At 33.9% G+C, this 3,809-nt stretch carries 3 protein-coding genes and 1 pseudogene; 2 read left to right on the top strand and 2 right to left on the bottom strand.

Features of this window, described 5'->3' with window-relative positions:
* Nucleotides 1-113: 113 nt before the first annotated feature.
* Nucleotides 114-494, bottom strand: coding sequence for a MerR family transcriptional regulator (locus tag V7083_RS19490; RefSeq protein WP_335481039.1), 381 nt, complete (start codon nt 492-494; stop codon nt 114-116).
* Nucleotides 495-633: 139 nt separating this feature from the next.
* Between V7083_RS19490 and V7083_RS19485 the strand changes: the two genes are divergently transcribed.
* Nucleotides 634-1,401, top strand: coding sequence for an SDR family NAD(P)-dependent oxidoreductase (locus V7083_RS19485; RefSeq protein WP_335481037.1), 768 nt, complete (start codon nt 634-636; stop codon nt 1,399-1,401).
* 282 nt (nt 1,402-1,683) lie between these two features.
* Here the strand turns inward: V7083_RS19485 and V7083_RS19480 are convergent.
* Nucleotides 1,684-2,918 (bottom strand): annotated as a pseudogene (locus V7083_RS19480) (IS110 family transposase).
* A 355-nt stretch (nt 2,919-3,273) separates the two neighbouring features.
* Between V7083_RS19480 and V7083_RS19475 the strand changes: the two are divergent.
* Nucleotides 3,274-3,720 carry a CDI toxin immunity protein gene (locus V7083_RS19475; RefSeq protein ID WP_335481036.1) on the top strand — a complete coding sequence of 149 codons (447 nt, stop codon included), beginning with the start codon at nt 3,274-3,276 and terminating at the stop codon, nt 3,718-3,720.
* Nucleotides 3,721-3,809: the final 89 nt, after the last annotated feature.

Genomic DNA, 3,809 nt, shown 5'->3' with positions numbered 1-3,809 from the left:
AGCTAACGGGTGCTTTAGTTCAATAACAAGTAATTAAGGAACGCACATATTATATCAACTAATACGCGCGTTCCTTTTATTGTGTTTTTACGTTATTTACCCTAAATATAATATTATGCTTTTGTATCTACTTCATTTCTTTTCAAAATCATTTCTTTATATGAAGTAATTTTATGTTCTAACATTTTATTCGTTTCTTTCAGTGTCTTTAACTGGTTTTCGATGGAATTTTTATGATCTTCTAATAGTTTTAATCGATTAATTGCTGTATGTTCTCCTTCAGTATACAAGAAGGCATACTCTTTGATTTTTGTGATCGGCATTTGCGTCTCTTTTAATTTTAAAACAAATTTTAGCCATTGAAGATGCGATTCAGTATATTTTCTTTCTCCATTTTCATTCCGATCTGGAAGAATGATATTCTCTTTTTCATAGTAACGTAATGTATGTGTGCTAACTCCTACTAGTTGTGCCACTTCGCCAATTGTATACATAAAACCCTCCATTTTTAACCAATGCTAAACAAGTGTAAAAAATAGGTTTGACTTAGAGTTTACTCTAACCACTATAATAAATCCGTAAAAGTTAACAATCAATTTTTGTTAGTATAACAAAATATAAGGAGGCAATAAAATGAAAAAATATACAGTTATTACAGGTGCAAGTTCTGGTATTGGTTATGAAACAGCTATTGCTTTTGCTGCTCGCGGTAAAAATTTAGTCATTGTGGCACGTAGAACTGAGGAGCTTGAAAAACTAAAAACAGAGATCGTGAAAGTAAATGCAGAATTAGATGTCGTTATTAAAACAGTTGATTTATCAAATACGAAAAATGCTTATACATTATATGAAGATTTAGAGGGATATGAAATTGAAACGTGGATTAATAACGCAGGATTTGGTAATTTTGCATCAGTTGGAGATCAAAATTTAACTAAAATTGAGACAATGCTTAATTTAAATATCGAGGCTTTAACTATTTTAACTTCTCTTTATGTGCGTGACTATTCATCAGTTGAAGGAACACAATTAATTAACGTTTCATCAGGTGGGGGTTATACGATTATTGGAAATGCAATCACATACTGTGCTTCTAAATTCTATGTAAGTGCCTTTACTGAAGGGCTTGCACATGAATTAAAAGAAAAAGGTGCAAGCATGCAAGCAAAAGTACTAGCTCCTGCTGCAACTGAAACTGAATTTGCAAAAGTATCGAATGATTTAGAAGAAAATGTTAAGTTTGAAGGACTTCTTCCTAAATACCATACAGCCAAAGAAATGGCTGGATTTATGCTTGATCTTTACGATAGCGAAAAAGTAGTTGGAATTGTAGATGGTCTTACTTATGAATTTCAATTAAAAGATCCAATTTATCCTTATGCAGTAAGAATGAGAAGCTAATAAGGTTGTTTTATCATCGTGATTCTAAAATTTCTGGATTATCATCCTTATAATTTTACGTATATAAAAAAGTTTTTTACTAATTGTAATATCCTATTAAAAAGAGGTTCTTCCATAAGGAGAACCTTTCATATATTTGTTCAACTAAACCAGCTAATAGTTTGTCAACATTTTTCAATAAAAAACTCAAAACAGAAATGATATACTAAAAAAGAACGTACCAAATAACCTTCCAATGGACCCTTTCTGGAAGGTTTTGTTTTATTTAGTTTAAAATCGTAACTAAGCCAAATCTTGGAAAGTTGTTTTTCTTTTTAATAGGGCATAAATCCAGCGTAAAAGCTTATTAACACAGGCAATGACAGTGACCTTATACGGTTTACCTTCCGCACGTTTTTTTCGTAATACTCTCTTAATCTCTTGTTTCGAGGGAGGAGTAATTCATCCGTTCGGGCTTTACGCTTGTCCCGTATAGATGCACCTACTGCCATATATAAAGCATGTCGTAACCTGCTGGAACCCCGTTTTGTTATACGGTTTTGTGTAGCTCTATATTTACCTGATTCAAAGACACTGGGGTCAACGCCTGCGAAGGCGACAAGCTTTTTAGGGTTATTAAATCGATCTATCTCACCAATTTCGGAAATAATCGTTGCAGCGATCTTTTCTCCGATACCAGGGATAGATTTCATGATATTATATTCTTCAATTTCTTTTGCAAGGGCATCTATTTCAGCTTCCAACTTGGATAGGTGCTCTTTGTATTGAAGAAGTATATCAATATACATGTTAAGGCTTAAGATATGGCTTTGATAGATTGTTTTCTCAAATGGATTGCGTTCAGCCGTAGCCTTAAGCATTCTAGCCTTATCGTTCGCCCACTTTAAAGAACGACTTTTACATAACCCATTGATTTTATTTATTAACTCTTGCTCACTTGCCATTAATATATCCTCTGACGACGGATATTGAAGTAACGTCTTCAAAGAAACAATGGAATACAAATCTCCAAAAACGCCTCTATATTTAGGGAATACTTGATCCAATATGGATTGAAATTGAAGTTTAGTTTGTACAAAGATACCTATGATATTCTCATGTTGTCTTGTAAGATTACGAAGGTTTAAGAGTTGAATCCCTCTTTTTTTATAAGGCTCTAAATCCTCCTTGTAATACATCTCGCAGAGATGACTAGCATCAATTGGATCAGTTTTCACCTTTCTTAAACTTGAACTCTTTGCTCGATAAGAGATTAATGGATTTACGATTATTAATAAATAATTACGATCCTCTAAATACTGCACAACAGGTGAATGATAGTGTCCTGTTGACTCCAATACTACAGGCGGTTGAATTCCAGTTTTATCTTTAACTTCTTCAAGGAAGTCAAAGAGTGCTTTCAGCCCCTCAAGAGTATGAGAAACTTTAAATCCCTTACGATATGGCTTGCCCTTATCTAAAAATGCTTGAACCTGACTTTCACCTTTTGACACATCCAGACCCACCACTGGATTCATTCTAAAATCTCCTCCTCCAAATTCATTTGCCAGTAACCCCTAAATCCCTAATGCAGTATCACAGCTTCGCTTGTTATACGAGATCTATGTCCCAACCAGTCTCAATCATGTTTCTACAAGTAGGGGGCGAACGGTTAGTTGACGGGATCAAGTCCCACGGGGGCGGACGTTCTACCCTGGCTACTGTTATAATAAAACCTTAAAAATAAAGGTCAACCAGAAATATCTGGTTACCTTATAATACGAAAGGGTGCGTTAATCCAAGAAGGATTAACGCTTTTTGTGTTGAACTTAATGTAATACAAGTCAATTTAATTTAAGAAGATAGTTAATATTCAAGGATGGATAAACGCATATGAGATCAGATAGAAAAAAGAAGTTACAACATTTATTAGAGCGACAAAAAACAAAAGTAAAAGTGGAGTATGGTGCTCTTTTTGAAGAATGTATTGAAGCTCTTGGTAAAGGTATAAAGATATATTCCCTTGATAAAAGCAAAGACTTATACCAGCAGTTTCAAAACAAAGTTCCTTTTACATCTTATACACGTATTGATTGGAGCAAATTTCAAAATTACAATCCTGTCCAGGATTTAGAAGAGATTGTTGACAAAATTGACGAATATGTTGTTCAGATTTATTGGAGCTATGGGAATTTTCCTGTTCTAGAAACTAAGCTTGAAAGAATATTGAAGGCTTATGATGATGTAACAGTTGTAAGTGCTGACACTTATCTCTATGTTCCGAATAGATTTGTTATAGAAATATACCACGAAGGTGAAATTACATTCGGCTATCTATAAATGCCTTTAACTGCTATCGAGGTGCGAAACCTCAAAATGGAAGATCGTTTTTCTTATTCAAGTAACGGGGCAGGTTAGCATTCCTGTAG

The organism is Bacillus sp. JJ1764, from assembly GCF_036962145.1.
GTDB lineage: Bacteria > Bacillota > Bacilli > Bacillales > Cytobacillaceae > Neobacillus.
The sequence above is the reverse complement of the archived record's forward strand: the minus strand, read 5'-3'. Positions and strand labels throughout refer to the sequence as shown.

What these genes read in the sequence shown, in the direction of transcription:
- V7083_RS19490 (WP_335481039.1), bottom strand. Translation starts at nt 494, where the DNA reads ATGTATACAATTGGCGAAGTGGCACAACTAGTAGGAGTTAGCACACAT.
- V7083_RS19485 (WP_335481037.1), top strand. Translation starts at nt 634, where the DNA reads ATGAAAAAATATACAGTTATTACAGGTGCAAGTTCTGGTATTGGTTAT.
- V7083_RS19475 (WP_335481036.1), top strand. Translation starts at nt 3,274, where the DNA reads ATGAGATCAGATAGAAAAAAGAAGTTACAACATTTATTAGAGCGACAA.